The organism is Italian clover phyllody phytoplasma str. MA1 (assembly GCF_000300695.1).
In the GTDB taxonomy this organism is placed as follows: domain Bacteria; phylum Bacillota_I; class Bacilli_A; order Acholeplasmatales; family Acholeplasmataceae; genus Phytoplasma.
Window position 1 is genome coordinate 1 of sequence record NZ_AKIM01000039.1, and the last position, 2,309, is coordinate 2,309.

Below are 2,309 nucleotides of genomic sequence, written 5' to 3' on the forward strand. Positions count from 1 at the left end.
ATTTTTTTTAATAATTACCAGTTTATTAAGTGGTTTTTTTATTATTTCTTTCAGGAAACAGATAAAATAGATAAATTTTTTTTATATCGTTATTATGAAATTGAAAATAAAAAAGAAAATATTATAAAGGAAATAAAGTCAAAAAGAAAAGATTTAAAAGAGGAAAAAAATGAAGTTCGAAAAAACGAACTTCGTAATGAGATAAAAGAATTAAACTCACAACGCAATAATTTACAAAAACAAAAAGGCAAAGAAAAAGAGTCAGAAGCCAAAGAACATCTTGATGACGTACAAAAAAAAATATTTTGGACTTTATGGATATCTGTTGTTGTTTTCGGTATATTATGGTCAATAAGTTTTTATTTTTACATCCCCTTACTTAAGTATACAACTTTTTTATTGGCTCTTTTGTGTGGTTTTATTGAAGCAGGTTTGTTGTTTATTTTAAATTGCGCCTTTCTTAAGAATAATTTTATTTTGAATAATTTATTTTTGTTTTTATTTTTAATACCATTTCTTGCTTCTTTTTTAATAATTATTTTTATATCTTATTTATATTATGTTGATAAATTGAAAATTTCTCCCAAATTCCGTTATATTACTGAAATTATGTTTATAATTTTTTATATAAGTGGTATTTTTATTACTTCATTTCAAATTTTTAATAATAATGATATAAATTTAACAAGTACCTTAATAATGATAATACATTTATTTTTCTTTTGTTTTCAAATAGTTTTGGGAAGTTTTATGTGGGTTCTTCATTTAGAAAGTCTGGATACTTTTGTTCAAGACGAATTTCCTAAAAAATATGAATATATTATTATTAGTCTCATGTTTATGAATGTATTTTCAATTTTTTTGCCTTTGTTAATATTATTTTAAGAATTTTAAAATGTTTAGGTCTCACTAAAAGAAAATAGTGTTTATCTTTGAAAATTAACAAAATAATAAAAAGTAATTAATTATAAAATGAATAAAAACAGATAAATTCAACATAAACAAGTGATCGATTTAGTGATTAATTTATATGGCAACAGAACTGCTTTTGATTTAAGCAAGCAAAACCATAATGAAGATCCTTGGTTATATTCCTTTAACGATCTGGATCACTTACATAACAAACCTATTGATAATCAACACACATATATATAACTATTATTCAACTTATCCGATAAATAAGGATTGATTGCTAATATCCTATTAAGCACCTTTTGCTAAACATAATTTCACAAGAATAAGGTCCTTTCTTTGCTTTTTATATTTTCTAATCCTTTCTTTCTTTTTCCAAATGATCTTTTTTTTGATATAATAATAAGTAATTGTTATATTTATTTAAGATAAGAAAAAGAGGTGTTAACTATTAAAAAGAGATTATTTTTTTTCGATATCGATGAAACTTTATATAGTAATAAGAAAAAAGCCATTTTACCACAAACCAAAAAATTAATTTTAAAATTATCTCAAATACCTAATACTATTTTAGGAATAGCAACAGGTAGAAATTACCGTAATTTAAACGCTATTGAAGAATTATTACCGTTATTTAAATATTTTGTTTTGATGAACGGTTCTTTAACTATTTCTGATGGCAAAATTATAGACGAATCTCCCATTCCTACAGAACATATTGAAGAAGTTCATAAAAGAATTCAAAACTATCAAATGATGGTTACTAGTATAGGAATTAATGAAGCGGGTTTATATTTTGATGAGAATAAAGGCGATATTAACCTAGTCCAAGAATATAAGAAAAATTTAGATTTTGAAATTGATAACCAATTTTACTTAAAAGAAAGAATTTATCTTTTAATCGTGGTAGGAGTAGATAAAGACAAATTCGCCCCTTTATTTAAAGATCTAGATTATTTCAATATTTGTGTATGGAAAAATCATATCGATTTAACCGTTAAAGGCGTTAATAAGTACTACGGAATTAAAAAAATTAAAGAAAAATATCCTGATCATCAATTGATTTGTATGGGAGACGGTTCTAACGATATTGAAATGTTAGAAGCGGCTGATATCGGTATTGCGATGGGAAATAGTTTATATCCTAAATTAAAAGCAGCAGCTAATATTGTTTCTCCTCATATAGAAGATGATAAAATGTATGATTTTTACGAAGAACATATTTTATAAGATATCATTATTTTTTAGAAAAAAACAATTTTAAACATCTTTTAACTTTATACAAAGCGTTTCCTGCTTTTTTGATTCAAAAAAGGGATTAAAGAGTAATCCAATAAAGCTTGAAAAAATGTTTATTTATTTTTTTTATTAATAACAAATTTTTTTAAATTAAAAGG

3 protein-coding genes are annotated in these 2,309 nt (G+C 23.4%); all 3 read left to right on the forward strand.

What is annotated here, in order from left to right; genetic code table 11:
- On the forward strand, positions 1 to 885 hold an 885-nt coding region (locus RI01_RS02005; protein ID WP_034735117.1), incomplete at its 5' end, for a Bax inhibitor-1/YccA family membrane protein.
- A gap of 132 nt (positions 886 to 1,017) precedes the next feature.
- The gene (locus tag RI01_RS03660; protein WP_161598044.1) at positions 1,018 to 1,155 is read left to right on the forward strand and encodes a hypothetical protein; all 138 of its coding nucleotides are present in this window, start codon (positions 1,018 to 1,020) and stop codon (positions 1,153 to 1,155) included.
- Positions 1,156 to 1,353: 198 nt separating this feature from the next.
- On the forward strand, positions 1,354 to 2,142 hold the full coding sequence (locus tag RI01_RS02010; protein WP_017192995.1) for an HAD family hydrolase: 789 nt from the start codon (positions 1,354 to 1,356) through the stop codon (positions 2,140 to 2,142).
- The last annotated feature ends 167 nt before the right edge of the window (positions 2,143 to 2,309 follow it).